The sequence below is a fragment of the Williamsia sp. Y721 genome, from assembly GCF_059683565.1.
Window position 1 is genome coordinate 936,398 of record NZ_JCASNH010000003.1, and the last position, 26,883, is coordinate 963,280.

General features: G+C 63.4%; 18 protein-coding genes and 3 tRNA genes. 12 read left to right on the top strand and 9 right to left on the bottom strand.

Annotated elements, in window-relative coordinates; all coding sequences use genetic code 11:
* Nucleotides 1-150: 150 nt before the first annotated feature.
* The 3 genes from AC56PL_RS19225 to AC56PL_RS19235 all read right to left on the bottom strand — a co-directional run bounded on the left by AC56PL_RS19225 (nucleotide 151) and on the right by AC56PL_RS19235 (nucleotide 5,422).
* Nucleotides 151-444, bottom strand: a complete 294-nt coding sequence (locus AC56PL_RS19225; RefSeq protein WP_497154793.1) for a transposase — start codon at nucleotides 442-444, stop codon at nucleotides 151-153.
* Nucleotides 445-618: 174 nt separating this feature from the next.
* Complete coding sequence (locus AC56PL_RS19230) at nucleotides 619-1,842, bottom strand: cutinase family protein (RefSeq protein ID WP_497154794.1); 1,224 nt, start codon at nucleotides 1,840-1,842, stop codon at nucleotides 619-621.
* 1,474 nt (nucleotides 1,843-3,316) lie between these two features.
* Complete coding sequence (locus AC56PL_RS19235) at nucleotides 3,317-5,422, bottom strand: bifunctional copper resistance protein CopD/cytochrome c oxidase assembly protein (protein WP_497154795.1); 2,106 nt, start codon at nucleotides 5,420-5,422, stop codon at nucleotides 3,317-3,319.
* Nucleotides 5,423-5,510: 88 nt separating this feature from the next.
* On the opposite strand from AC56PL_RS19235, the gene AC56PL_RS19240 reads away from it, so the two are divergent.
* A tRNA-Arg gene (locus AC56PL_RS19240) sits at nucleotides 5,511-5,584 on the top strand.
* A 44-nt stretch (nucleotides 5,585-5,628) separates the two neighbouring features.
* Here AC56PL_RS19240 and AC56PL_RS19245 read toward each other — a convergent pair.
* Nucleotides 5,629-5,856 carry a hypothetical protein gene (locus AC56PL_RS19245; protein WP_497154796.1) on the bottom strand — a complete coding sequence of 76 codons (228 nt, stop codon included), beginning with the start codon at nucleotides 5,854-5,856 and terminating at the stop codon, nucleotides 5,629-5,631.
* A 176-nt stretch (nucleotides 5,857-6,032) separates the two neighbouring features.
* Here AC56PL_RS19245 and AC56PL_RS19250 point away from each other — a divergent pair, with 176 nt between their 5' ends.
* Nucleotides 6,033-6,431: a DUF6188 family protein gene (locus AC56PL_RS19250; RefSeq protein WP_495516837.1), complete on the top strand. Its 399-nt coding sequence runs from the start codon at nucleotides 6,033-6,035 to the stop codon at nucleotides 6,429-6,431.
* Nucleotides 6,432-6,448: 17 nt separating this feature from the next.
* Here the strand turns inward: AC56PL_RS19250 and AC56PL_RS19255 are convergent, their stop codons facing one another.
* Nucleotides 6,449-7,138, bottom strand: coding sequence for a lysophospholipid acyltransferase family protein (locus AC56PL_RS19255; protein ID WP_497154797.1), 690 nt, complete (start codon nucleotides 7,136-7,138; stop codon nucleotides 6,449-6,451).
* 162 nt (nucleotides 7,139-7,300) lie between these two features.
* Between AC56PL_RS19255 and AC56PL_RS19260 the strand changes: the two genes are divergently transcribed.
* The 7 genes from AC56PL_RS19260 to AC56PL_RS19290 all read left to right on the top strand — a co-directional run bounded on the left by AC56PL_RS19260 (nucleotide 7,301) and on the right by AC56PL_RS19290 (nucleotide 13,512).
* The gene (locus tag AC56PL_RS19260) at nucleotides 7,301-8,584 is read left to right on the top strand and encodes an HNH endonuclease (protein ID WP_497154798.1); all 1,284 of its coding nucleotides are present in this window, start codon (nucleotides 7,301-7,303) and stop codon (nucleotides 8,582-8,584) included.
* Nucleotides 8,585-8,672: 88 nt separating this feature from the next.
* Nucleotides 8,673-9,218, top strand: a complete 546-nt coding sequence (locus tag AC56PL_RS19265) for a helix-turn-helix transcriptional regulator (protein WP_495516840.1) — start codon at nucleotides 8,673-8,675, stop codon at nucleotides 9,216-9,218.
* A gap of 50 nt (nucleotides 9,219-9,268) precedes the next feature.
* Nucleotides 9,269-11,314 (top strand): FAD-dependent oxidoreductase, encoded by a 2,046-nt coding sequence (locus AC56PL_RS19270; protein ID WP_497154799.1) that lies wholly within the window; start codon nucleotides 9,269-9,271, stop codon nucleotides 11,312-11,314.
* Between the two features lie 19 nt (nucleotides 11,315-11,333).
* The gene (locus AC56PL_RS19275) at nucleotides 11,334-11,840 is read left to right on the top strand and encodes a nitroreductase/quinone reductase family protein (protein ID WP_495516842.1); all 507 of its coding nucleotides are present in this window, start codon (nucleotides 11,334-11,336) and stop codon (nucleotides 11,838-11,840) included.
* A gap of 42 nt (nucleotides 11,841-11,882) precedes the next feature.
* On the top strand, nucleotides 11,883-12,686 hold the full coding sequence (gene cmrA, locus AC56PL_RS19280; protein WP_495516843.1) for a mycolate reductase: 804 nt from the start codon (nucleotides 11,883-11,885) through the stop codon (nucleotides 12,684-12,686).
* Nucleotides 12,687-12,755: 69 nt separating this feature from the next.
* The gene (orn, locus tag AC56PL_RS19285; RefSeq protein WP_495516844.1) at nucleotides 12,756-13,355 is read left to right on the top strand and encodes an oligoribonuclease; all 600 of its coding nucleotides are present in this window, start codon (nucleotides 12,756-12,758) and stop codon (nucleotides 13,353-13,355) included.
* Nucleotides 13,356-13,439: 84 nt separating this feature from the next.
* Nucleotides 13,440-13,512, top strand: a tRNA-His gene (locus AC56PL_RS19290).
* A gap of 263 nt (nucleotides 13,513-13,775) precedes the next feature.
* Here the strand turns inward: AC56PL_RS19290 and AC56PL_RS19295 are convergent.
* Nucleotides 13,776-15,008 carry an Ig-like domain-containing protein gene (locus AC56PL_RS19295; RefSeq protein ID WP_495516845.1) on the bottom strand — a complete coding sequence of 411 codons (1,233 nt, stop codon included), beginning with the start codon at nucleotides 15,006-15,008 and terminating at the stop codon, nucleotides 13,776-13,778.
* 250 nt (nucleotides 15,009-15,258) lie between these two features.
* Here AC56PL_RS19295 and AC56PL_RS19300 point away from each other — a divergent pair.
* Nucleotides 15,259-15,331: transfer RNA gene (locus AC56PL_RS19300), tRNA-Lys, on the top strand.
* Nucleotides 15,332-15,546: 215 nt separating this feature from the next.
* Here AC56PL_RS19300 and AC56PL_RS19305 read toward each other — a convergent pair.
* Nucleotides 15,547-15,768: a DUF3618 domain-containing protein gene (locus AC56PL_RS19305; protein WP_497154800.1), complete on the bottom strand. Its 222-nt coding sequence runs from the start codon at nucleotides 15,766-15,768 to the stop codon at nucleotides 15,547-15,549.
* Between the two features lie 144 nt (nucleotides 15,769-15,912).
* Here AC56PL_RS19305 and bcp point away from each other — a divergent pair, with 144 nt between their 5' ends.
* Both bcp and AC56PL_RS19315 read left to right on the top strand, forming a co-directional pair.
* A complete protein-coding gene (gene bcp / locus AC56PL_RS19310) occupies nucleotides 15,913-16,386 on the top strand; it encodes a thioredoxin-dependent thiol peroxidase (protein ID WP_482144738.1) in 474 nt (157 codons plus the stop codon).
* 18 nt (nucleotides 16,387-16,404) lie between these two features.
* Nucleotides 16,405-17,118 carry a TetR family transcriptional regulator gene (locus AC56PL_RS19315; RefSeq protein WP_495516847.1) on the top strand — a complete coding sequence of 238 codons (714 nt, stop codon included), beginning with the start codon at nucleotides 16,405-16,407 and terminating at the stop codon, nucleotides 17,116-17,118.
* A gap of 27 nt (nucleotides 17,119-17,145) precedes the next feature.
* Here AC56PL_RS19315 and acpS read toward each other — a convergent pair whose 3' ends face one another.
* Both acpS and AC56PL_RS19325 read right to left on the bottom strand, forming a co-directional pair.
* Entirely contained in the window at nucleotides 17,146-17,550 is a 405-nt protein-coding gene (gene acpS / locus AC56PL_RS19320; RefSeq protein WP_497154801.1) for a holo-ACP synthase AcpS, read from the bottom strand.
* Between the two features lie 3 nt (nucleotides 17,551-17,553).
* Nucleotides 17,554-26,775 carry a fatty acid synthase subunit beta domain-containing protein gene (locus AC56PL_RS19325; RefSeq protein WP_497154802.1) on the bottom strand — a complete coding sequence of 3,074 codons (9,222 nt, stop codon included), beginning with the start codon at nucleotides 26,773-26,775 and terminating at the stop codon, nucleotides 17,554-17,556.
* Nucleotides 26,776-26,883: the final 108 nt, after the last annotated feature.

Consider the following 26,883-nt stretch of genomic DNA (forward strand, 5'->3'; position numbering starts at 1 on the left):
ACCATATAGACAACCCAGAAGTCCGTGGCATGTATGCAACGGCGCGCGAGCGAGTGGAGAACCCAGCAGAGTCTCGGCGGTCGACTTTCCGTCGCTGGCAACGTCGAGGATGATCAGCGTACTCGCCCTCCTGAACTGTTCAGGCGCACATCATTTGGGATGGATGCTCCGGGACAGATACACAACAGCAAGGCGCATCACCTCAACTTCTTGTTCGAGTTCCTTGATTCTTCTATGCGCCTCCCGCAACTCAACAGCCTCATCACCAGCCGGCCGCGATGCCGACGGGTTTGTATCCTCCTCGCGTTCAGCGAGTTTGAGCCACCGTTTCAAACAGGTATCTGAGATCCCGAACTCACGGGCTACTTGACGTACTGAAGACTCGCCACTACGCGCGACCGAGATTACCTCTCGGCGAAATTCTTTCGGATATGGCTTCGGCATGACTAACACCCTCTCGCCGTGAGGCGGATTCAATCGGAGAACAAAGTAGAGAGATCAAGATAGTCCAGTGCGGCCCATTTTTGGTCGCGTTGCCAGCGATAAACCGGGGCTGGTCGACGAACTGGAATACGGGTTTTCTAAATATCACCGGCGTCCTTTCGGAATTCCTTTGGATCATGGCATCCCTGGAATATTCGGCAACACGTCAACCAGCGCAGGCGCAACATGATCAGCCACCGCAGGGATAACATCGGCGATCGCGGGCACCACTTCATCCACAGCAGGCACCTCATCAGTGATCCCAGATATGACGTCATCCACCGCAGGCACCGCATCAGTGATCCCAGATACGACGTCATCCACCGCAGGCACCGCATCGGTCACCGCAGATACAACATCGTCCACCACAGGCACCGCAGATACGACATCAGTCACCGCAGGAACAACATCATCCGGTGGAGACACCGCGTCAGTCACCGCAGGCACGACATTGGCGACGGCAGGTACAACTTCACCCACCGCAGGCAGAAGCAAGTCACCAGCCGCGGGCTGCAGAATGTCAGAGACCGGAGGCGGAATGTAATCGGTGATCACCGAGGGCAATGCATCACTCAGCACCGGGGGAAGATAGTCACCGAACGGTGTCGGAATGTATGGCGACTTCACCCGAATAGGTGCATGAGGAACCAGCTTCCGGGTCAATGGATCGAGGCTCCGCAAAGACAGAGTGTCAAAAGGTGTTGCCAAAGACGGCAATACCCGGTCCGCACGTGGAGCTGGATAACCGTGTTGCTGCTCGCAGTATGTACCAATTGCACGATCGATGAATGTCAGCGGATCCTGTAACGGATTTGGCGCCGAGCAGTACAAGTCGCGTTCATTACAGATCTCAACAACTGCCGGGCTACCTGGAGGCGATTCCCGCCAACCCGTAAAGGTGAACCCGGGCATAAAAGTGGGTAGTACACCCATTATTCCGCCATTTTGACGTTTCGGATTGCCATAGGTGACACAGGTTGTGTTCGTGCCATCCAAGCGGTCGCACACGTCCGAGACGACAATGGCTCCGAGTGAGTATCCGATGATGGTGACTTGAGAGTCTGGACATCTGGCCCGGAATGTTTGGACAGCATCGGTCAGACCTCCGGTACCAATCCTTACGGATTCGTCACCTGACACATGGCCGCCTACTGGCGAAATACTCGCTGGATAAACAATATTGGTGCGCGGACCTGGAGGAACGTTTGGTACCCCTCCACCTGTCGGGTCACCAGTCCCTCCGACCACAAAGCTTTGCGAGGAAGGGCATGCCTCAGCTTTCGCGGTTGGCGCCTGGATGACATGGAAACCGAGAAGGACGAATAGTGCTGCAATGGCAGCAGAAATTAACCGCTTCATTGCGGTTCACCTACGATTCAAAGAGAGAGTTGAATAGGGTTACGTAGGTCGGCGGTACCACCGATACGCTCGTTTCCTCGAGACCACTTCGACAGTCCGAGTGTGCGACAGGGAGTTTCCCGATGTGGTCAGGATTTATCCATACCTGACCCGTGGACGCTACAGACTCTTCAGAGCACGATGTTACCCACGTAGACGCGCCTAGGTGGGTCAGCTGATGCGTGACTTCAGCGATTGATCAGAGGTTCGGCTGTGAGGATCAACCACCCAAATTGTATGCCCTAGTTGCGCCCCAGACTAGGTTGATGTTCGACGTGCAGCTACCCCACATTTCTCGTTCTCCCGGTTGCGCGCATCGCAGATCCGACGTCGAGCAATACAGTGCTCCAAGAGCGGTAGATCGATCAAAACTGCTGTGCAGCAGGCATATACATGAACCAAAGCGCTCCACAACTGGAAGCGGCCGGCGGAAGCCAACACCGATTTGCACTGGTTGTCGGCCCATGCCGTTGAGTCATCAAAGGTAGTCGGATCGCCTAGGACGCACCCCCGCCGTTTCGCGGGCATGACCCTTGCCTGCAGTCAGAAGGGTCTGATGGCGGCGACCAAATACAGTTGGGGTGCGGGAGTCCGGCGAACGCCCAACGAGCACGTATCGCACCCGAAAGGGGCCACCGGCCGCCTCAAGACCTGTGTGGCACAGTCTATTCAAGTCATTCCGTCGCATCTCGGTCCAAGCACGACTCGAACGCTCTCGGCATGTTCGCCCATAGTCAGATGCTGTCCGAAGTGTCCACCGCATAGACGCACAAGTGGGCGAATCGTCCTTTCACGGCAACGCTGAACTAGTTGCGCGGGCGAGCTCGAAGGACCTTGGGCATCTCTTTGAAGACCTTTCGGCGCACGGCAAGTGGTGTATGACATCAACGAATGAATCAGGACTCGACTGTCAGGGTCACCCCTCCTGGTACCAAACGCTCGTTCGATCCGCGGCAGGCTCTTCGTCCTTCGTGCACCATCCACGTAGGGCTTCTGACCAAGGATCGGATACGGATCTGGGCCCAGTCGCAAGTGGCGACGTAATGAAGCCACTCACTCCCGAAACATGCACTGCTGCGCCACTATCGGGGCGCCTTGACATCGCCTGACGTCGAGCCGCGGCAACTCCGAGAACATGGCTTCTCCTGGTTGCCGACCCGCCCGCGCCATAAGTGGTTCCCACATCCACCTAGGCCCGGTTGATGACCTTCGGCACCTCCTGCCAAGCCTTCGTCACCCTGAAATATGCTGCCCCACAATTGAATTGTGCAAGTCCGTCCGGATGAATCATCTCGACCACGAGAATCGGACTCTCGGGAGCGGGCTCGGGTCCGAGCGAGGAGAGTTGTGCCACTAGACCGCGTTGCTTGGTTCGTGAAACCAAGTGAAGCCCCGTCGCATCACCGCCGGTGTGGCAAACCCCGATCCAGCACGGTCAGGAACGAGTCCCCGGAGTGGGTTCGCTCGAGTCCGGGGCCCCCGACTCGTCAGTTGCCGGCTTGTCCCCAACCGGGCTCGTTGCAACCACCGACTCCTGTTGGTCTTCTCGCGACATCTGCTTCAACATCGCGTTGTAGCTGGCCAACTCTGCATCTTCGTCACGATCGGCACGTCGGTCGAACTGCCGGGCCTGTCGCAGGTCCTGGCGACTCCATTGCACCAGCAGAGCCAGCATCACCAGCACGAGCGGAATCTCTCCGGCCGCCCAAGCGATGCCGCCGCCCAACCGTTGATCACTCATCAGATCGGGATTCCACGGCAACATCAAGCTCTGGTAGAAGCTGCGGGCGATGACGTTGTCGGTGCTCATCAGGGCCACGCCGAAGAAGGCATGAAAAGGCAACGAGCCGAACACCATTGCGAGCTTGGCAACCGGCGACAACGTGCGAGGCGCTGGGTCGATCCCGATGACCACCCAGTAGAAGAGATAGCCACTGACGATGAAGTGGAAGTTCATCGCAACGTGTGCGGCGTGATAATCGACGAGCGTCTCGAACAAGCCCCCCAGATAGAGGACGTAATAGCTGCCGACGAAAAGCACCGACGCCACCAGCGGATGCGTGATGAACCTTGAGTACGGACTGTGGAGGATGGCCAGGATCCACTCACGCGGTCCCGGTGGTGCGCTCTTTCCGGCCGGACGCAGAGCCCGCAGCGCCAACGTCATCGGACCACCGAGCACCAGCAGAACCGGCGTCAGCATCGAAAGCGTCATGTGCGCGATCATGTGCAGGCTGAACATCGCCGGCGCATATTTGCCGAGTCCGGATGAGGTGGCGAACAACAACGCCGCGCAGCCCAGGATCCAGGCAATTGTCCGACCGATAGGCCACGCATCTCCACGGCGGCGCAAGCGGATCACGCCGCGCAGGTAGACGACGGCCATGACAATCGCCAGGGTTCCGAACAGCAGGTCGAACCGCCAGTCGAGGAAGATCCGCGCGAATGTGGGTTCGTGATCGATTCGGTAGCCCAGAAGCAGTTCGGCAGCGGGCATGTTCGACGGGTTTGCATTGACCGGAGGAGGCGTCCGCGACAAACCCACGGCGATACCGAATGTTGCCGCGAACACGAGCAACTCCACTACTGCGAATCGGATCAGCGGACGCCGGTTGTCATCCTTCTCGATCGCCGGAATGCTGGCCTTCCGGTGCCACGCACCCAATCCACCCAGTACAACCAGCGCCACGATCTTGGCCAGAACCAACTGCCCGTAGGTCTCGGTGAACAGCTGATCGATCTTCACCCGGACCAGCGCGTTGATGACGCCGCTGGCCCCGACAACGATGAATGTCCAGAACGCGACACGGGAATAACGAGAGATCGCGAGCAGTGTGTAGCGTCCGGCACCGCGGGCGTAGATCAGGACCGCGAAGAGTCCACCCATCCACAGGCAGGCGCCGACCAGGTGCAGGATCAGACTGTTCGTGGCGACGTCGTGGCTTCCGCCGGTCGACGAATGCCCTGCCAGGGCGGTCGGCATCAACGTCAAGATCGACAGGGGCAAGACGATCAGCGTCCAGGTCCATCGCAGGGCAATGCGTGCGACGATCGCGCAGATCAACGCAAAGATCGCGGTCCACAACCAGGACCGAGCGTCGGCGACCTGATCAAATGCCGTGATGATCCGGTCGGGACTCAACGTCTCCGACAGCGGATACCCCGACGTGTCCGAGATGGTCAGCGGGATCATCAGCAGGGCCGCCACCGCCCAGATCAGTGCGCCGACCGACGCGGACTTGATCGCCCGATATCCGCCCACGTCGAGGACGCCGTCGGATTGTGGCGGCACGAAGAATGCTGCGAACAACGCGCCGCCGACTGCGATCACCGCGCCGATCTCACCAATCGTCTGAACGGTGGGCAGCCCATACCGCGTCAATGTCCCCGGGTCTCCGACACCGGCGAGATCCAGTGCGTCGCCGGCGGAGACCGCGGTGACCGCCACCGCAACAGAAGCTGCCACCCAGGCCAACACCCAGCCAATGCTTGCTGCCGCACTGCGGCGGATATCGATCGAATCGGGACTGGGTGTGCTCACCCCTTCAGGGTAGGCACCGCCCGACTGTGACTCGCGTCCGCCTGTGTTCGCGCGTGCCGATATACTCGCCTGCGCCGGTCATCGGCACGCCTCCGTAGCTCAGGTGGATAGAGCAAGAGCCTTCTAATCTCTAGGTCGCAGGTTCGAGTCCTGCCGGGGGCACCTGGTTTCCGCTTGCGCGATCACCTGCCCACCTGGGCAGGTGATCAGTCCTCGGGAAGTGCCGCGAAAGCCTTCTTTGTGCTTCGGTACCAACCCAATCCCGCGACGGGTCGCTTCCACCTGCCCTGCATATCCTTCAGCGCACCTTCGTGCGTGGCGTCGCCCTTCTCCACCATTTCCTTCAAATGGCGGTCTTGGGCGTGGATGACGTCGTCCGCCTTGTCGCCACGGAGTTCAACCTCGCACGGCCCACCCAGTTGCTTACATGTCATCGTCTTCATGGCTATACGACCTCCCAGGTCTGGCGTGGACATCGCTTGGTTGATGTCCTACCGGTGACGCTATCCGCGCGTTCGCGGCCCACGCTTCTCGATTCCTGATCGATGCGGTTGGGTGACCGACTGCCGGATGTTATCGTCGATGTGACGTCTGACACACGGAGGCCTCAATGCACCTGTGGATCCAAGGTCACATCGTGGAACGACTCACGTTCGACGACACTCTGACGTTCTTCTTCAACGACCACTGCGAGTTGGTGCTGTGGACGCCGTTCACGTTGACGTCTCCGCCCATCGGCGGACTCGGTGTCGAACACGACAGCATCAACCCTGCGAATGTCATCGACGAGCAACGACCACTCTTCACAATGCTTGGCAATCGAGCCGAGGTCGTGGAGTGCAACGACGACGGCGATCTACACATCGAGTTCGGCGACGGCAGCGCCATAGATCTGCCCAGCGATCCCGAACAGACATCATGGGAGCTTTTCGCCAAACGATACGGATACGCGACCTGCGAGAAGACCGGTCAGATCCGCATCATCGAACACAATCACGCGGCCACCTGACCGAGATTCCGAGCCGTTCAGGCGGCGCCTCGTCGCGGTGTCGATCCGGCCCACGATTTCGCATACTCGTCGACGTACTCCTGCCCGCTGTGCTGGGCAAGGATCCGCATCAATGCGTCGGTCGCGCCGCGATAGTTGCTGGTCGCATACGGTGAGAGATCGAAGGCCGGCAATATCTCGACGACCACACGGCCACGACGCCACCACCTCACGCCCGCCACCGGCCGCGTCCCGGTGATCGCCACCGGGACAACTGGTATCCCGTTGGCAATGGCCACCCTCGCCACTCCTGTCCGACCGCGATACATGCGCCCATCCGGCGACCGGGTTCCCTCCGGATGTATTCCCCACACCTTCCCGTCGCGCACGATAGAGGTAGCCGCCGATATGGCCGATGCCGCAGCATGCCCACCTGTCCGGTCCACCGGGATCTGTCCGAGTGCGGTGAAGAACCAACTCTGGAAACGGCCCACCGTCCCGGTTCGGGTGAAGTAGTCCGACTTGGCAAGGAAGAAGACCTGCCTGCGGGCAGCCAGTGTCAGATAGAAGGAGTCGATCACCGCCAAATGATTGGCGGCCACGATCGCCGGACCGGTCGACGGAACATTATGGCGTCCAACAATTTTCGGTCGCCCGAGCACATACAGCACCGGACCGACCAGGACATGGCGACAAACCCGATAGGCAACCGCACTCGTAAACGACATAGACAGTGTCTACCCCATCCTCCTCGCTTCCATCGGCCGCTTCGGTCCAACCCCTGTCGGACTGCCCCGCTATGCTCCGAACACAGATTCGATCACGTTGTTCGGGGGAACCACATGCTTGAAACAAACGACATTGCGGGCTTTCGAGATGCCTTGCAACATATGCTGTTTGATCTTCCCGCTGCCGATTCGGTAGATCAGATCACGGCACTCGAAGACCTCAAGGCCGCTTGCGCCGCAGCCCAGGCAAGGGCGACCATGAACCTCTACAGCAGGCGCCGTGAGGAACATCGAGAACAAGGGGTGCCCGGCAAGAAGGTCGGTGCAGGCATCGCATCGGAGGTCGGACTGGCCCGACGAGTCTCGCCCCATCGAGGGGGCCGATACCTGGGTTTCGCCCGGGCTGTGGTCGATGAAATGCCCCATACGATGGCCGCACTCGAATCGGGTCACCTTTCCGAGTGGCGTGCCACCATCCTGGTTCGCGAAACGGCCTACCTCGATGTCGCGGACCGGGTCGCCATCGATGCCGAGCTATGCGCCGATCCGGACGGACTGCAGGGCGTCGGCGACAAGGCACTCACAGCTCGCGCCAAAGCACTTGCTTATCAACGAGATCCACACGCAGTTGTCGCGCGTGCCGCCAAAGCGTCCAAAGACCGCCGGGTCACCTCGCGACCTGCACCCGATTCCATGGCAACGGTGAGCGCACTCCTACCGGTCGCCCAGGGCGTCGGAGTGATCGCTGCCCTGCGTCGAGCAGCTGATCTGCACCGCGGTGACGGCGATGGCCGCTCCCGGGATCAGATCATGGCCGACGTCTTGTTCGAGCGGGTCACCGGCAGCGCCGCCGCCGACGGCCCACCGATCACGGTCAACTTGGTCGTATCGGATGCCGCATTGTTGGGTGACGCCGACGACGCCGCCCATGTCGACGGGTACGGCCCGATCCCGGCCGGCATTGCTCGCCAACTGGTTGCCGCGGCCGCCGACCGCGACACAAGGCTCACGATCAGGCGGTTGTTCGCGAAACCAGCCACCGGCGTGCTGGTGGCCATGGAATCAGTCGCCCGAATATTTCCCAAGGCACTGGCACTACTGGTCCGCCTACGCGATCAGATCTGTCGCACCCCATACTGCGATGCCCCGGTACGGCATACCGACCATGTCACGCCCCATAGCATCGAGGGACCCACGACCAGCGAGAACGGACAAGGGTTGTGCGAGGACTGCAATTACGCAAAGCAGGCACCGGGGTGGCATTCGGTTACGCAGCCATCGAAAACCCAGCGGCACTCGATAGCCGTCACAACACCCACGGGTCATCGCCACATCTCCGTCGCGCCTGAGCTCCCGCGTCCTGCCACACCGTTGCCCATGTGCCGACGGCGAAGCGACACCCACAGTCGGCTCGAGGCGAGCCTTCTCGAGCTCATGGCGGCATGATTTGGATCAATACGCAGGTCAACCATATGAACTTCTGGTTATATGAACACCATTGCATAGTGCCGCGTTGCATGGGTATTGTGCAGAGGTGGCACTCGAACACGCGATCATGACCTCGCTAGCCGAGCGACCGGGCACCGGCTACGAAATCGGCCAGCAGTTCAGCCGGTCGATCGGCCACTTCTGGTCTGCCACACACCAGCAGATCTATCGGACGCTCAAGAAGCTCCACTCCGATGGATTGGTCAGTTTCGAGTCGGTTGCGCAAGACGGCAGGCCCGACAAAAAGGTCTACACGCTCTCCGCCAAAGGCCGCGCCGCACTGAGTGATTGGGTCGGAACACCCACCGAGCCCCAACAACTCCGCGACGAATTGGGCGTGAAGATCAGGGCCGCCGAAGCCGCAGATCTACCCCAGCTGATCAGTGAACTACGCCGCCAACGCACCCTCCACGAAGAACGCCTGCGTCTCTACCAAGAGTTCGAAAAGAACGACTATCCCGATCCGAGCGCCCTGAGCCTGCGCAAACTCAAACAACACCTCGTGCTGCGTGGTGGCGTGCGCATCGAAGTCGGTTTCATCGACTGGTGCGACGAAGTGATCGCGGCACTCGAAGGTGTCCTCGACTCATAGCCCCACAGCTGACAACACGGCCAGCCCCCGTGACGAAGGAAGGTCTTGCAATGACAACTCCATATCCAAAGCTGTTCGAACCGTTGACGATCAACAAAACCGTGTTGAAGAACCGCATCATCATGGGATCGATGCATACCGGTCTCGAAGATCGCATCTGGGACACCGACAAGCTCGCCGCCTACTACGCCGAACGTGCGCGCGGTGGCGCCGGTCTGATCATCACCGGTGGCATCGCACCGACCCGCGCAGGACTTCTCCTGCCCTTCGGGAGCAAACTCACCAACAAGGTCGACGTCATCCGGCACCGGCGCCTGACCAACGCCGTGCACAAAGAGGGCGGCAAGATTGCAATGCAGATCCTCTACGCCGGTCGCTACGGATATACACCGCTGAAGTTCAGTGTCAGCTGGGAGAAATCGCCGGTTCACCCCTTCCAGCCGATCAAGATGAACGATGCGCTCATCAAGCACGCCATCTGGTCGTACGGTCGCTGCGCAAAACTCGCCAGAGATGCGGGTTACGACGGCATCGAGATCATGGGCGGCGAGGGTTACCTGCTCAACACCTTCCTCTGCAAGCGCACCAACAACCGCACCGACAAGTGGGGTGGTAACACGGAGAACAGACAGCGGATCGTCGTCGAGATCGCGAAGGAGATCCGCAAGAAGGCCGGCCCCGATTTCATGGTGATCATGCGCCAGTCGATCGCCGATCTGGTCAAAGACGGCCAGACGTGGGACGAAATCGCCTCACTGGCACGCAAACTCGAGGCTGCCGGCGTCGACGCCATCAACACCGATATCGGCTGGCATGAGGCGCAGGTACCCACGATCGTCACGTCGGTTCCGCGTGGCGCGTTTGTCAGCTACACCGAGCGCTTGCGCGAAGAGGTGTCGATCCCGCTGATCGCCTCGAACCGGATCAACACACCTGAACTCGGCGAAGAGATCCTCGAAGGCGGACGGGTCGACGCCATCTCGATGGCCCGACCACTGCTCGCCGATCCCGAGTTCGCCAACAAGGCACAGCAGGGCCGCGGCGACGAGATCAACACCTGCATCGCATGCAACCAAGCCTGCCTCGACCACGCATTCGTGGGCAAGAAGGTCTCGTGCCTGCTCAATCCACGGGCTGGGCGCGAGACCGAATTGACCCTCGGCGCCACCCGCAAGGCCAAGCGTGTGGCAGTGGTCGGCGCCGGCCCCGCCGGGCTCTCCGCCGCTGTCGCCGCCGCCCAGCGTGGACACAACGTCCACCTTTTCGAGGCCGGCGAACACATCGGCGGCCAGTTCTCGATCGCGGCCAGGATCCCGGGCAAAGAAGAGTTCTCCGAGACCATCCGCTACTACAAGCGACAGCTCGAAGTCACCGGCGTGCAGGTACACCTGAGTACCTGGATCACCGCCGATGAACTCATCGAGCAAAAGTTCGACGACGTCATCGTCGCCACCGGTGTCACACCCCGAATGCCGGACATCCCGGGCATCGACCACCCGAAGGTGCTGTCGTACGCCGATGCCGTCCTCGGTCGCGGTGAGATCGGAAAGACCGTCGCGGTGATCGGCGCCGGCGGAATCGGATTCGACGTCAGCGAGTTCCTCATCGTCGACGACTCCCCCACCCTGAACATCAAGGAGTGGGAGCAGGAATGGGGCATCACCGACGACCTCACCGTTCCGGGGTTTATCGGAAAGCCACGGCCGACTCCGGCCACCCGCAAGGTCTACCTCGTCCAGCGCAAGCCCGGGGGCCAAGGTAAGACCCTCGGCAAGACGTCCGGTTGGGTCCACCGCGCCACCATCAAAATGAAGGGCGTGGAACAGATTTCGGGCGCCACCTACGACAAGATCGATGACGCCGGGCTGCACCTGGGTTTCGCTCCGAAAGAAGAAGGCGGGGATCGCACCACCCGCATCCTCGACGTCGACACCGTCGTGGTCTGTGCCGGACAGGAATCGGTGCGCGATCTGATCGACCCGTTGACCGTCGGGGGTGTGAACACCCACGTGATCGGTGGCGCCGATGTGGCCGCCGAACTCGACGCCAAGCGTGCAATCCGCCAAGGTACCGAGGTCGCCGCGAGTATCGTCTGACCCAGCGAGAGGGGTCGCGATGGCCACGCCATTTCCGGATAGACGTTGGGGTTCCGAAGATTCCCGACTGAAATCGTTGGCGCTGGCCTTCGCGGCCACCCCCGCGGGATCGTTGGCGATCCGGAAGCTGACGCCGATCGACCGACGGTTGATGAGCCGGACCAACGGTAAGTACACGACGCTCGGTCCGATCGGCGCTCCGACCATGTTGCTCACCACCGTCGGCGCAAAGAGCGGTCAACGGCGGACGTCGCCTCTCATTTTCTACCGGGAAGATCCGGAGCTGTTTGTGGTCGGCTCCAACTTCGGGCAGGCCCACCACCCCGCATGGACCGCCAATCTGCTGGCGAACCCGGGTGCGTGGGTCAACATCGACGGGAGCGAGATCGAGGCCACCGCCACACCTCTCGAGGGCGCTGAGAAGGTCCGGATCTTCCACGAGTTCGAAACGATGGCCGACGTATATCGGGTCTACAACGGTCGGACGTCCCGCGAACTGCGCCTCTTTCGCCTGACCGCCGTATAACACTTGACCGCCGTATGGCCGGACACCGTTACGATCTGCGCCATGGGTATTCCGCAGCCGTCGTTGTCCGCGCGTGCCGTTGTCACCGGGGCCTCGTCCGGGATCGGGGCCGCACTTGCCACCGAGTTGGCGCGCCGCGGCCATGGACTGATCCTCGTCGCCCGTCGCGAAGAGATCTTGAATGCGACCGCTTCCGACCTCGGTACCGAGTTCGGTGTCGAGGTCGAGGTACGTGCCACCGACCTGTCCGATCCCGTCGCCACCACCGCACTCTGCGACGAATTGGCCCGGCGTGAGATCTCCATCCTGTGCAACAACGCCGGAATCGCAACATTCGGTGCACTCGCCGACCTGGATCCGGACTACGAACGTGCTCAGGTCCACCTGAATGCGGTGGCCGTCCACGACCTCACGTTGGCGGTGTTGCCCCAGATGGTCGGCCGGGGCTCAGGCGGCATCCTCATGGTCGGTTCCGCTGCGGGCAACATGCCCATCCCCCACAACGCCACCTACGCCGCGACAAAAGCATTCGTGAACACCTTGTCCGAGTCCCTGCGCGGCGAGGTCGCCGACCAAGGCGTACACGTGACGTTGCTGGCACCGGGACCCGTTCGCACCCAGACCCCTTCGCCGGAGGAAGCCAGCACCGTCGACCGGCTGGTGCCGGACTTCCTCTGGAACTCGAGCGAGTACGTGGCCAAGATGAGCCTGGATGCGCTGGAACGCAACAAGATGCGCGTGGTACCGGGCTTGTTGTCGAAGGCGATGTCGGTCGCGGGCGGCTACAGCCCACGTAAGTTCACCGCCCCGATCGTCGGCGCCTTCTACCGCAAGTTCGGTGACTGACGGGCCGATCATCCACCCACTCGGCCCACTGGCCTCGGGCAACGGGTATCGCTGAACTAGGGTGATGTGATGCAAGACAAACTTGTGTGGATCGACTGCGAGATGACCGGCCTGCAATTGGGCAGTGACAAACTCATCGAAATCGCAGCTCTGGTCACCGACAGCGAACTGAACATCTTGGGCGACGGCGTAGACGTTGTCATCCATGCCGACGACGACGCCTTGGCAGCGATGCCGGACGTCGTGAAGAAGATGCATGCCGCCTCCGGCCTGACCGAAGAGGTGCGAGCCTCCACGGTCACCCTCGAGGAGGCCGAGAAGATGGTGCTGGAGTATCTGCGCTCGCAGATCGGCTCCGCCGGCGCGGCACCCCTCGCCGGTAACTCCATCGCCACAGACCGCGGTTTCATCACCCGGGACATGCCGAAGCTCGACAGCTACCTTCACTACCGGATGGTGGACGTCAGCTCCATCAAGGAGTTGAGCAGGCGCTGGTACCCGAAGGTCTACTTCGGCCAGCCGCAGAAGGGCCTGGCGCACCGAGCGCTGGCCGACATCCGCGAATCCATCCGCGAGCTCAAGTACTACCGCGCAACGGTGTTCGTACCGCAGCCCGGACCGGACTCCCCCGCCATCGAAGAAGTGACAAAAACACTCGGTCCGGCTTGATGAACCGCAGGTCAGGAACCGATTGGAGTTTCTGCCCGGCATACCGCTAAAGTTAGTTCCGGTCCCGCTCAGCGGGTACCGATGGTGGGCGTAGTTCAGTTGGTAGAGCACCAGATTGTGATTCTGGCTGTCGCGGGTTCGAGTCCCGTCGTCCACCCAAACAGAAACGGTCTATCGCGCTTCGGCGCGGTAGACCGTTTCTGCGTTTGCCCGCCATCGCCTCCGCGGCAACGAGATCCCCGGCCCGGAGTTTCGGTCCTCATTTCCCCGCAGCGGCCTTCGTTGTCCCACTGCGACACCCGATTCGGGTACGACGGATTCAGGGGCTCATATGACAAACGCCGGGCAGTAACCGTCTCTCGACGATCACCACCCGGCGTCTACGGTCCATGACAGGGACCAACCGGAAAGCAGCCTGAATCAGGCGTTGCCCTTCTTCCAGGTCTCCCAGGGGATGTTCCAGTCACCGAGGCCATCGGTGCCCGACAGCTCGGGACCGACCGTGTTCTTGACGGTGACGATGTCGCCGCGCAGCGAGTTCTGCACCCACCACAGGGCATTGTCCGGACTGACGTTCAGGCAGCCGTGGCTGGTGTTCTCGCTACCCTGCGCGTACATCGACCACGGGGCGGAGTGGATGTAGATACCGCTCCACGACATCTGGGTCGCGTAATCGACGTCGAGTTTGTACCCGGCCGGAGAGTTCACCGGAACTCCGTAGGTCGACGAGTCCATCACGATCTCATCGAGGCGGTCTCCGATGATGTACGTGCCGTTGTCCGTGGGTGTCGAATCCTTGCCCATCGAAGTCGGCATGGTCTTGATCACCTCACCGTTCTCGGTGATGGTGATCGTCTTGGTGTTGTCGTCTGCGACAGCGATCAGTTCACGACCGATGGTGAAGTTCGTTTTGAGGTTTTCCTGACCGAACAGGCCGTCCCCGAGGTCGATTCCGTAGGTGTTGATCGCGACATCGACCTTGGTGCCCGGCTTCCAGAAGTTCTCCGGCCGCCAGCGCAGTTCGGTGTCACTGAGCCAGTAAAACGCACCCTCGGTCGGCGGATCGGTCTTGACGGTGATCGCGTCCTGCGCAGCCCTGCGATTCGGGATCGACTCGTCGAAGCGAATCGAGACAGGCATTCCGACACCGACGGTCGAACCCTTCTCCGGCAGTAGATAGGCCTGGGTCAAGTTGTTCGGCGAGCTGGTCGTGAATGTCCGGCTCGATTGGGTCTTGCCGCCGATGCCCTTGGCGTCGGCGACGAGCGTGTACCGCTTGTTGTAACCGAACGAGCCCGCCGGGACCGTCCACGTCTTCTGGTCGTCCGACATCACGCCCGGCACGACCACGCCGGCTGTGTTGGTGATCTTGACATTGGTCAGGCGACCATCATTTGCGGTCACCTGCACGGGTGCACCCGGCGCGAAACCGACGTCGCCGTCGATGACGGGCTCGTTCGCGAGGCCGGTGACCTCGACCGCGGGCTGCAGCAGATCGTCGAACGGTGTTGTGCTGACGACCTGATCGCTGTACTTCGGAGGCTTGGGATCAGAAGAGCATGCCGACGCGACACCTGCCAGTGTCACCAACAGAATCAACAGAACCGTGGGCGTACTCGCCCTCCGGGTCACAGAGGCCTGCCTGAACCCCATCACACTCCCAAGATCTGACTAAGGCCCGACGACGCGGGCAAGAAACTAACTAGGCGAAAGTGTACGTGTTAAACCCGACGTGCATGAAACAATAATCAGCCGATATTGTGACGCTCACTACACGAAGCCCGCTGCGGACCAGTGGTTTCCACGCCCCTCGAGCGGGTCGACCAGGCGATTTTTATTTCCGAGGGTCGGCCTGATAGCGTTCTATCTCGCAAGACGAAGTGAAGAACACGGTAAGAAGCAAGCGCCATTAGCTCAATTGGCAGAGCAGCTGACTCTTAATCAGCGGGTTCGGGGTTCGAGTCCCTGATGGCGCACAACAGAGTTGAACCCCCAGGCAACTGGGGGTTTTTCTTTTGCCCGAATGACGTTCGGCCGCAGCAATCCAACGACTGCACATCGCCGATCAGGGACCCTTCATCGCGGGTGTCCGCCGATTCTCCGACTGGCCCTAAAACCACAAACGCCCACCAGGTGATCATTGGTCACCGGGCGGGCGTGCGAGGACGGCGGTCCCCCGCCATTCATTCGTTCAGCTGACGATCTTCTTGATCACGATGGCGACCACGACCACGCCCACCGCGATCAGCGTCCCGGCGACCACCGGTTTGCGGACGGTGGCCACGACGGTCGCCTTGGCGTCATCGGCCAGGCGCTGCGGGTTGGCACGGGTGGCCAGAGCGTCGAGTGTCCCCGCCAGTTCATCGCGGGCCCGCTCGATATCGCGTTCGATGCTGTCGGTGTCGCGTGCCACAGGTCCTCCATCGGTACAGTGCCGTCCGCGCCGCAGATTGCGGGCGTGGATCGGTCCGGTCAGGTCTTCTGCTCTACGGTAGTTCACCGACCATGTTGCACGTGTTGCGCCACACTGTTTACTTACTCGGCTAGCCTGAGTTCGATGACTGAGAACACACGCTTGGCTGTGGGCGACGACGCCCCCGATTTTTCCCTGCCCGATGCCGACGAGAACATCGTCTCGCTCGCGGACTACCGCGGTCGGCAGGTGATCGTCTATTTCTATCCGGCAGCGAGTACACCCGGTTGCACCAAGCAGGCCTGCGACTTCCGCGACAGCCTTGCCGAGCTCAACACCGAGGGCATCGATGTCATCGGGATCTCGCCCGACAAGCCGGCCAAGCTCGCGAAATTCCGCGATGCGGAAAACCTCACGTTCCCGCTGCTGTCCGATGTGGACAAGTCGGTCCTGACGGCCTGGGGCGCGTTCGGTGAGAAGAAGATGTACGGCAAAACGGTGACCGGCGTGATCCGCTCCACCTTCCTTGTCGACGCGGACGGCAAAATCGCTGCTGCCCAATACAATGTGCGGGCCACCGGCCACGTGGCCAAGCTGCGCCGCGACCTCTCGGTCTGACCGGAGGCAAGCTCGTTCATGGTGGAGCGGCAGCCGGGCCCCGGGCACGGAACCACTGGTGCGCTGAAGACCAGCGCTCCGGGATCCGGCGCGTCCCGGCTGCTCAGTGCCGAACCGCTGGTCCCCCGCAAGCGACCAACGCAGCAACGTAGTCAGCTGCGTTTCGACGCGATGTTGGCCGCTGCGCGGGAGCTGCTCATCGAGGTCGGGTTCGAATCACTGACCTGCGAGCACATCGCAGCCCGTGCCGATGTCCCGATCGGCACCCTCTATCAGTACTTCGCGAACAAGTACGTGGTGGTCTGTGAGCTCGACAGAGAGGATGCTGCCGGGGTTCAGGATGAGCTGGCGACGTTTGCCGCGGAGATCCCGTCGCTGGACTGGCCTCGTCTGCTGGAGAAGTTCATCGATCACCTCGCCCGACTCTGGCACGACGATCCGTCCCGGCGGGCCGTGTGGCTGGCCGTTCAGTCGACTCCGGCCACCCGAGCCACCGCGACAGTCCACGAACGCGCCCTGGCCGCCCAGGTGGCGCGCATCATCGCGCCGTTGACACCGCAGCGCGACCGCCGGGCCCTGATGTCGGAATTGCTGGTACACACGGCGTATTCGTTGCTCAGTTTCTCGGTGCAGGAAGGCCACAACCACGCCGATACCGTGGCCGAACTCAAACTCATGCTCGGGCGATACATGATGCTCGAAAACCCCGAAAGCCGCCAGACCACAGAGTGATCCGGCGGCTTTCCGCGAGCGGGTGATTCAGTCTTCTTTCGGGGCCTCTTCGATGATTGCCACAGCTGCTGCCATGTCGCCATCATGGGTCAGCGAGATGTGCACAACGGTGCCTTCCAGATGCCCGGCGATCTCGCCGCCCAGTCTGATCGCAGGCCGACCCCACGTATCGGTGACAACCTCGATGTCGCCGTGCCGGATCATCGGCAACAACGGCTTTCGCGCGAACCGACTCACCGACCAGGCCTTGATGACGGCTTCCTTTGCCGCCCACCGGGCAGCCAGATGCCTGGCGTCATCGCCGGTGCCGGATGCAGAGTCGCGACGCTCCCCCACCGTGAACCGGTCGGCGAATGTGGTGCCCGGCTGCTGCAGCTGCTCGGCGAAGCCGGGGATCGACACGAGGTCGATCCCCACTCCGATAACCGTCATGACTCAGTAGTGTCCGTTGACCGACAGTCGGGCGTCACCGTCGAGCAGCATCGCCGCTTCCTGGTCACCCTCGTATGCGCTGTCGTCGAACCGCCGGTTCGGCGGCCGCTGGTACGCGGGCTTTCCACCGAACATCGACTCCAGCAGACGCTGCTGGCCCAACCGTGAGCGCTCTGCAGCCGCGGTCCGGTACTGCTCACGCTGAGCCGGATCAAGCGATGCGACAAAGGCTTCCGGATGCACGACGGCGATCAGGCCGGAGACGTGACCGAATCCGAGGCTGGTCAGCAGACCTGCCTTGAGCGCGAACCGGTCACCGAAGTGCAGCGGCTCGGTCGGCCAGACGAGGTGCTTGTACTCCTCCATGGCCTCGTCGACACAGTCCAGGCTGCGGTTCGGCGGGATGACGCCATCGCGCAGCATCTGGCACAGGCCGATCAGCTGGAAGGCAGCGGCACCACCCTTGGCGTGACCGGTCAGCGACTTCTGCGAGACAACGAACAGCGGCGCACCATCGCTGCGGCCGATGGCCGCGGCAAGACGCTCGTGCAGGTTCGCCTCGTTGGGGTCGTTGGCCTTGGTCGAGGTGTCGTGCTTGGAGACCAGCGCCACGTCGTCCGGGCTCACACCCAGTTGGCGCAGCGACCGGGCGAAGCCCGAATCCTTCTGTCCACGAGCCGCACCCAGTGCACCGATACCCGGCGCCGGGATGGACGTGTGGACGCCGTCGCCGAAGCTCTGTGCCCAACCGACGACTCCGAGGACCGGCAGACCCATCTCGGCCGCGACATCGCCGCGGGCGAGCAGGATCGTGCCGCCGCCCTGCGACTCCACGAATCCGCCGCGACGACGGTCGTTGGCGCGAGAATAGCGACGCTCGTTGATGCCCTGTGCGGCCATCTTCGACGACTCCGCGGTGGCCGACATGTCACCGAATCCGACGATGCCCTCGATACCGAGGTCGTCAAAGCCGCCTGCCACTGCGAACAGCGCCTTGCCGAGCTTGATCTTGTCGACACCCTCTTCTACCGAGACGGCGGCGGTGGCGCAGGCGGCGACCGGATGGATCATCGCGCCGTAGCTGCCGATGTACGACTGGACCACATGGGCCGCAACAACATTCGGCAGAGCTTCCTGCAGGATGGCGTTGTCTTTGGCCTCACCGGTGAAGGTGTCGAGGTACAGCGACCGCATCGACGTCATACCGCCCATGCCGGTGCCCTGGGTGTTGGCGACCAGACCGGGGTGGACCCAGCGCATCAGTTCCGACGGTTCGAATCCGGAGGCCAGGAAGGCGTCCACGGTGGCGATCAGGTTCCACAGCGCCACGCGGTCGACCGACTCGGTCATGTCCGCGGACACACCCCAGCGGGTGGGGTCGAATCCGGTGGGGATCTGACCGCCGACGGTCCGGCTGAGCTTGAACTTGCGCGGGACGCGGATCTCGGTGCCCGACATGCGGGTGACCTGCCATTCGCCGCTCTCGGCGTCGACCTTGATCTTGGTCTTGTCGGGAGCCGCGGACAGGAACGACCGCGCCTCGGTCTCCGACGCAACCGAGAAGGTCAGGTCGTTGTCGAGGAACACCGACGTCAGCAACGGCGAGGTGTTGTCGATCATGTCGCCGTCATCGACGTACCGACGAATGCCGCAACGTTCCACCACAGCGTCGTGGTAGCGATCCGCGATCTCCGACTCCGCCACGGGATCACCGGATTCGGCGTCGTACCAGCCCGGCTTCGGGGTGGCCTCCCAGACGATCAGGCCGGTGCTCCAGGCCAGCTCGAGCACACCGGCGGCCGACAGTTCTTCTGCGACCTCCATCTCGAAGCGGGTCCGGCTGCTGCCGTACGGTCCGAGTTCACCGGCGCCCACGATGACCACGAGGTCTTCGGGGCGGGCGTCGATGTTGCCCCACGCCGGAGTGGTCGACTCGGGTGCGCGAGCCGGTGCCGGCAGTGCCGCCACGGTCGGCTCGTCGTCTTCGGTGTCGTCCTCGGTCGCGGCAGCCGCGTCGGCCTGTGCCTGCGCCAGCGCCTTCATGTCGAGCTTGGCGTCGCCGAGCCCACCGGTCAGGTCGAGCTGCAACGGTTCGGTGCGTGCCTGCGCACGCGCCTCGGGAGTGACGGCCTTGAGCAGCTCGGTGGCCATCTCGGCCGTCGACCACGTCTTGACGCCTGCAGCCTCCACGGCGTCGACGAGTCCGTCGTTGTGGCCCATCAGGCCGGTTCCGGAGACCCAGCCGATCAGGGCGTGGGCCAGGGTGACCTTCGAGTTCCACGAATCCTCGGCGTTCCAACGCTTCACCAGCGCGTCGAGTGCAGCCTTGGATTCGCCGTAAGCACCGTCTCCACCGAACATTCCACGGTTCGGGGAACCGGGCAGCACCACGTGCAGGCGGGCCGCCAGGTGATGATCGGCTGCGATGTCACCGAGACCGGCGATCAACCGCTCGACCGACCACAGCAGCACCTTCATCTCGAGCTCGGCGCGACCACCGGCATCGGTGAGGTCACCGGCAACCCGCGGCGCGGCGAACGGGAACAGCAGCGTCGGCTTGAGGGCCGGCTTCACCACACCTGTTTTGCCACCGAGGTTCTCGGTCTGTTCGCTGCCGATCCACGAAACGAGTTCGTCGACGTCGGTGTACGACGACAGGTTGGCCGGAACCACCCAGAGCGCAGCGTTTCCGCGGGCGCTTCGGCGGTACAGCGATTTGAAGAACGCCAGGCGGCCATCGTCCAGACGCGAGGTCGTCGCGACAACCGTTGCGCCGTCGGCCAGGAGCTGCTCGACGATCGCGGCCGCGATCGAACCCTTGCTGGCGCCGGTGACCACTGCGATGTCGTCGGCGTAGGACGACGGCTGTGGATCCTGTGCGGCATGGGCGATCTGGGCGTACAGGCGCGAGTGCTCCTGATAACCGTTGGCCAGGGCCTTGCCCTGCCACCACGTCGCCTGATGGCACACCGTCTCTCCGGCACCGACGAAGCGTGTAGCGATGTCGTAGAAGTCCTGGTCGAGCACATGCTCGTCTTCGATCCACAACCGTGCCAAATCCTCACGGGAGCTGGCCCAGCGATCGTCGATCAGGATCGCGCGACGCTCGTCGAAAGCCGGTGCCACAACGCGTAGCCAGTCCGAACCGAGTTCGGCGTTGACACGCTCGAGGGCGACGGTGTTGTCCTCGGCAGGCTCGCCTGCCGAAACCTCATCGTCAAGACCGAGCTTCTCCAGGATGGTCCTGGCGGCCGAGGCCAGTGCCCCACTGCGTCCGGTGAACTGTTCTGTCAGCTCGCCGAGGGCAGCAGCGTCGATCGTGCCTCCGCCACCACCGCCACCGGCGGCCGGCTTGGACACCAGAATGCCCTTGATGGCGCCGACCTTCGCGACCGCGGCATCGATCAGCGCATCAACGGCGTCGGTGTTGGCCGGTGCCGTCGAGATCAGGTCACCGAGATCGCCACCGCGCACGCTCACGCCGTCACGACTTCCGAGTGCGACCGCAACGGTGGTGTGCAGGGCCCAGCCGGGGCCGAGCTGCCAGACCGAGGTGACGCGGTCTTCGATGTACGACGAACGCTTGCCCGCCGGTCCGAAGACCTTACGGATCTGATCGCCCACCGCGTCGGTGAGCACCGATCCCAGCGGCTTGTAGCCACGGGCCAGCGCGTTCACTGTTGTCGACAGTGCCGGCATCTCTGCTTCGGCGGCGCCGTCGATCGCACCCAAACCGAGCTCGCCACCGATGTCGAGGAGCAACTGGTTGCGACGCGAGGAGACACCGTCACACAGCGCCTCGATGGTGTCGGCCGATCCGATCTGATCGACACGGATCTTGGTCCAGAGCGCGATCACCGAGTTCACGGCGTCGGTCGGACCGAACGAGATGTCGTCCGGGCGCGGACCTGAATCAGCCGGAGCCGCAACAGGAGCCGGAGCCGCCGCGACAGGTGCAGCAGCTGCCGGTGCGCCGGTCTCGGCCGGAGCCTGCGCCACGACGTCGTCCTCGTCCTCGTCGATCTCAGGCGCGCTGTCCTTGGACAGGATGACGTCGGAGTCGCGCTCGATGTTGAGCACCTGGACGATCGCCTGCTGGTAGTCGTCGAGCTTGAGGGTGTTGCCTGCCAGGCCGCTCAGCGTCGGTGCGGACTTCACGCCGACCTCGACGAAGCGCTCCACACCGATACCGCCACGCTCGGCGGGGGTGAACAGCAGATCCTGCGTCTCGATCCACCGGACCGGGCTGGCGAACTGCCAGGCCAGCAGCTCGATCAGGATCACCCGGGTCAGGGCACTGGGCTTTGTGGTCCATGAATCCCAGTCGGCCAGAACCTCGTTCAGCGGCTCGGACGGGACCAGGTCGGCGATCTCCTGGACGAAGTCGCGGCCCAGGTTGAACATCCGCGGAACCAGGTTGGGGACATAGCGGCCGACGAGGATGTCGGGGTCGATGTGCTCGGGAAGCAGATCGTCGAGACGGTGCCGGAAGTCGGGCACACCGGCGCGCAGGACCGTCGAGTGGAACGGCACGTCGATGCCGGGGATGACGATGAACGAGCGTTTGCCACCGGTCTTCGCGCGGCGCACCTCGATTTCGGCTTCGAGTGCTTCCAGACCCTTCACGGTGCCGGCGATGGCGTACTGCGAACCGAGCAGGTTGAGGTTGACGACCTCGACAAACTCGCCGCTGCGCTCACCGATCTCGTTGACGAAGGGGATGACGTCGATGTCGGCAAGACCGAACTGGCTGGGCCGGATCGCCGCCATCTGGTAGTCGCTGCGGCCCTTGGCATCTCGCGGTACCAGATGGTGCATCGCCTCGCCGCGCTGGAAGACGACCTCGAGCACGGCCTCGAGCGGGAGAACCCCGGCACAGGCGGCCAGCGCGTTGTACTCCCCGACCGAGTGGCCACAGGTGATCGCGCCCTCGATGAAGCCTCCGGACTCTTTCAGTTCGGCGATCTGAGCAACACCGAGGGTTGCCATCGCAACCTGGGTGAACTGGGTCAGGAACAGGACGCCGTCGGGATGCTGGTAGGTGGTGCCACCTGCCGACAGCGTGGTCGGGTTGTCGCGGACCACGGCCAGGATCGAGAAGCCCAGTGCATCTCGGGTGTGCTTGTCGGCACGGTCCCAGATCTTGCGGGCGGCTTTGGAGCGGGCGCGGGCGTCGAGACCCATGCCCTTGCTCTGGATGCCCTGGCCCGGGAACGCGTAAACGGTCTTCGGCGGCGCCAGCAGTCCGGTGGCCTGCATGACCAGCAGGTCGCCCACCTTGCAGGTGACCTCGATGATGTCGCGGCCGGCGTCCATGCCGACGCGATCAACGCGGATCGTCACCTCGTCGCCGGGACGGACCATGCCCAGGAACCGGGCGGTCCAGCCCTGCAGTGCACGCGGAACCGGGATCGGGTTCTTGGAGTCGGTGGCCGTCGCCACGTGCTGCGCTGCGGCCGAGAGCCACATGCCGTGCACGATCGGGCTACCGAGGCCGGCCATCTTTGCGGCCGAGTCGTTGACGTGGATCGGATTGTGGTCGCCCGAGACCAGCGCAAAGCCGTGCATCCGCGACGGTGTGGCGACCTTGGCCTCGCGCAGCTTCTTCCGGGTTGCGTCACCGGCCTTGGCACTCAGGGCGCCTCCGGCACGATCCGGATCGGACAGCTCTCCGGCACCGGTGCGTCCCCGCACGGCGAACCGCTCGGTCATCTCTGCGATGACGCGCGATCCGTCGGCGATCGACACGGCGACGGTGATCACGCGACCCAGGTCGGTGTCGGTGACATCGGAAAGTGTTGCGGTCACGGTGAACTCGGCCTTGGTACGGGGCAGCTCACCGACGGTGGATGTCGCGTGGTCGAGGTGGACCAGATCGAGCAGGCCCTCGACGACGGGCGCGCCGTCGTTGGTGGTGGCCGCGCCGATCACGCTGAACACGGTCGGCCAGCAGAGCCCGACGAGGGTGTCGGGGTTGGCAAAGCCACCTGCGCCCTGCGGCAGTGAGGCACTGAGATGTTCGGGCAGCGTGTATGCGGTCACGGCCGCATGGTCGGCGACAGCTTCCGGATCCCAGGTCGCGGTGGTGGTCGCGGTGCGGTCGGCAACCGGGGTCAGCGATCCGCCTGCGGCAACGGTGAGCAGCTGGCGCATCGCACCGGCGGCTGCATCGACGGTCACCTTCGGGGCGCCGCCGTCCAAGATGGAGTTGTCGACGACCATCGGGATCGAGACGATTGCCTTACCGATCGGCACGTTCAGGACAGCACCGTCGTCGGTGCGTTCGAGTACGGCACCGGTGGGCTCGTGCTCACCGCGGTCCGAGGACGGGAACTCCCAGGCATCACGATCGCCCAGCAGCGCAATCGGATTGGCGACCAGACGGCCCGACCACTGGACGTTCAGGGCTTCGATGACGCTGCCGAGGACTCCGTCGACGTCGACCAGTCCGGCCCGCAGCCGGGCACTGATCCGCTGCGGCTGCTCGCCTGCGCCGACCAGATCGGTGACGACCTGGGCCTCGAAACGGTTGAGCAGGTCTCCGACCGGCTCATTGACCCGGGTGATGCCGGCAACGGCAACGGTGCCCGGGATGATGCACACCTCGTCGGCGCTGTAACGGGGGTCGTGGGCCTGCCACAACGAGTCACTGCGCCACCAGCGGCGGACGTCCTTGTCGACAACCGGCACGAAGTTGACCGGCTTGCCCGGGGTGCGGCACAGCTCGAGAAAGAACACCAGATCGGCGGGATGCAACACATCCGTGCCTGCCGACGGATAGACCGCGATCAGTGCATCGATTGCGGCACCGGCGTTGTCGGTCGCCGAACTGTGTCCGAAGAGGGTGGTGATCTGGCCGCGATCGGCATCGTTGAGGCGAGCCTCGGCGCGCTGCAACATCTCGATGAAACGCTGACGCCAGGTGATGTCGGCCCAGGTCGCCTCGCCGGTGGCATCGCCAACGGCAAGCTCGACATAACGTTCGAGCCACTGCTGGTACGTCATCTGCGCGACGTCACCGAAGTACGGCTTGGCGGTTCGGGACAGCGCCTCGATGATCTCGTCGCGACGCTCGGCGACAGCCTCTTCGTCTCCGGCCACGTCGTCGAGCAACCGGCCACAGCGGGAGGCGGCGTTGTCGATCTCGTGGATGTCGGCGCCCAATTGGCTTCGACCGGAGGCCATTCCGGCAGCGGCGTATCCGGCCCCGATCCACTCGTCACACCCCGGGGTGTTGACGAGGAGTTCCTTGACCTGCGGCGAAGTGGTCGCCTCTTTGGTGGCCATGGCGGCGGTGCCAACGAGGATGCCGTCGAGCGGCATCAGCGGGTAGTCGTGCGCGGCAGACCAGGCACCGGTCAGGTACTCGCTGGCGCGCTCGGCGGTGCCGATGCCACCACCGACACAGATGACGACGTTCGGACGGGCCCGCAGCTCACCGTAGGTGGCCAGCAGCAGCGCGTCTAGGTCTTCCCACGAGTGGTGTCCACCGGCGCGGCCACCCTCGATCTGCACGATCACCGGGTAGTGCGGCACCTCGGCGGCGATCCGGATCACCGAGCGGATCTGGCTGATCGTTCCGGGCTTGAATGCGATGTACGGGATATGCGCATCGGCGAGTTCGGACACGAGGGCGACTGCCTCGTCGAGCTCGGGGATGCCGGCCGTCACGATGACGCCGTCGATCGGGGCACCGTTGGCGCGGGCCTTCTGCACCAGGCGCTTGCCGCCGATCTGCAGCTTCCACAGGTACGGGTCGAGGAACAGGGTGTTGAACTGTGCCTGGCGACCGGGCTCCAGCAGTTCGGTCAGTTTGGCGATGTTCGAGGCGAAGATCGCCTCGGTCACCTGGCCGCCACCGGCGAGCTCGGCCCAGTGACCGGCGTTGGCGGCCGCAGCCACGATCGCGGGGTCGACCGTTGTCGGGGTCATGCCCGCCAACAGCATCGGCGAGCGACCGGTCAGACGGGTGAATGCGGTCTCGACGACCTGTCGGCCGTCGGGCAGCGACACGATCCGGGGACGGTAACTGCTCCACGGGGTCTGGACTTCGGGGATGCCACCGGGTGCGAACAGGTTGCGCTGTCCGCCGCGTTGGCTGACGGAGATCAGGCCGATCCCCTGTCCGCGGACCACGGGGACGCTCAGGCGGGTGGCGACATCTCCGGGGCCGAGGTCCAGGATCCACTTCGCGCCTGCGCTGACCACGTCGTCGAGGGCATCAACCCAGTTGACCTGATCGACCAGGACGGCAGCGGCGAGCCGACGCGCGGCGACCTCGTCGATGTCGCAGGCGGCTGCCCATTCGGCGACCAGGTCGCAGGCGGCTTGCAGGGACGGGTGGTGGAAAGCGATCGACACGGCGAGCGGATCGAAGACCGGCGCGAACGGCGAACCGCCGGTGAGCTTCTTCTTGCGGTCCTGCGCCTCCGCGGCGGCGACTGCCTCACACCGGGTGATGAACGCGGCCAGATGACGCGGCGCGCCGGAGAGCACGACCGAACGGCGGCCGTTGATGATCGAGACGACCGGTGCCGACACGCGGTCGGATTCCTGCAGTCCCTGCGCATAGTCGTCGACCAGCACCTGGATGCGGGCGGGATCGACCTGGGTGACCGAGAGCATCGGACTACCCGCGGCGTCCACGGACAGGCCTCGGCGGCGGGCGATCAGCGCGCCGGCGGCGCCGATGAAGTGTGCAACCGCAAGCAGTGCTCCGTCACCCAGTCCGCCGTCGTCGGATGCGGACTTGACGGCTTCTGCGGCGAGCACGCCCTGCGAATGACCGACAGCGGCCACCGGGGGCAATGCGTCGAGGTCGAGTCCCTGCTTGCGGTTCGCGCTGATGGCGGCGAGCTGCGCAAGCAGGATGCCGGGTACCGACACCGGGGCGGCGGCAAGGGCCGAGCCGGCGGGCAAGGTCTCTTCGCTGTTGTGCGCATGCACCCAACTCAGCGGGTGGAAGCCATCGGGGCGCACGGCCGAGAGCTGATCGGAGACCGGCTCGATGAGTCGCTGCGCGGCTTCGACGATCTTGGTGGTGCTGCGGTCGAGATCTGCGTCGATCACCAGTTCGGCGAGCACGGGCAGCCACGGACCGCCCTGTCCACCGAAGCTGACCGCGTAGGGCTCACCTTCGCGCAGTCGGTCGATCAACGATCCATCCGGGCGCGGGGCCCAGGATGAGTTCTCTTCTGCTCCTGCGCGAAACTGGTGAATGGTCACGGGGCTCCCTCATAGCTGTTCAATCTTGATGGTTTGCGGGCGTGACACCGCTCATCGTCTTTGGTTGCGCACCTGCGAGCCGTTCCCACCTGTCAGCGACCACTACGC